At 31.9% G+C, this 1069-nt stretch carries 1 protein-coding gene and 1 pseudogene; one reads left to right on the forward strand and one right to left on the reverse strand.

Annotation, left to right across the window (positions count from 1 at the left end; translation table 11 throughout):
• Positions 1-135: 135 nt before the first annotated feature.
• Positions 136-234 (forward strand): annotated as a pseudogene (locus tag ARSQ2_RS01255) (winged helix-turn-helix domain-containing protein); the annotation flags it as partial.
• Positions 235-851: 617 nt separating this feature from the next.
• Here ARSQ2_RS01255 and ARSQ2_RS01260 read toward each other — a convergent pair.
• Positions 852-1025, reverse strand: coding sequence for a transposase (locus ARSQ2_RS01260; protein ID WP_255487114.1), 174 nt, complete (start codon positions 1023-1025; stop codon positions 852-854).
• Positions 1026-1069 lie beyond the last annotated feature (44 nt).

Here is a 1069-nt window from a genome sequence, read left to right on the forward strand (position 1 = left end):
ATGCAGAGCCAATCCGAAATTGCTTCGCTGTTTCTCGGATACTCAACCCTTCTTCTTCCATCGTAAATATCACTTTACGTCTAAAATCAATTGAATAGCTTATATAAATAATGTCATCAAAATTAAGTCGCTTAGCTATATATGGGACATTTAAGGCAAAAATTGGAAGACGATCCAACTAAACCAGTACAGCTAGTGACTGAAACTGGAATTGGCTACCGCTTTATGCCTTAATAAAAATCAACTTTATCTTTATTATGATAATGCACTTAATTTTGCATTATCACTGCTTTTATCAATATTTAACCCAACAAATCTATTATGTCACCTTTATAGATTAACATCCTTCCGGCCCTATAGGGCAAGGGGGTGTCAAAGGGATATTAATATAAAACCTAACCGATCTGTTCTTATTTCGGATAATTAATTTAAGTTAGAATCAAATAAAGCAATTCTGGGAATTAAAATTTACCAGACAGGGAAAATTTTATTATAAGAAATGAAAATCTTGTCTATGTTATATAAACATCAGTTTCTACTACAGGAACAATAAATCAATCCGCTAAACCCCTTTTATGTTTTAGCGACTAATACTCAGCACCATTCTTAACTTCTCACCATTATTGTAACAGAAAATTTACTTTTTCATTGTTTTCCCACCACTATTTAAGTTATATAATTTAGATACGGGTATAACTATAAATAAAAGTTTTATTTTAAATAAAGGATTATTTAAAAAATGAATTATTCAAAATGTTTATTCTTTTCACTGGTTGTATAGCTAAGCGACTTAATTTTGATTACACGATATTGAGTGCGAACAAAATATCTGTGTCGCCTCCGAGCCCTTTTTATTTGCATTTAGCTTGTGGCGATTTATGTTCAATTGGATTAAGATCTGGGGAATAGGTAGGAAAATATTCCACCATATGCCCCGCATCGATGATGACTTGTTGAATATTCTGTTTCTTGTAAAAAGTTGAATTATCCATCATGATTACACTGTTTTTAGGAAGTACTGGGATAAGGACTTGGGTGACTCATGCATAGAAAACATCGCTGTTAATAT

The sequence above is a fragment of the Arsenophonus endosymbiont of Bemisia tabaci Q2 genome (assembly GCF_902713415.1).
Classification (GTDB): Bacteria; Pseudomonadota; Gammaproteobacteria; order Enterobacterales; family Enterobacteriaceae; genus Arsenophonus.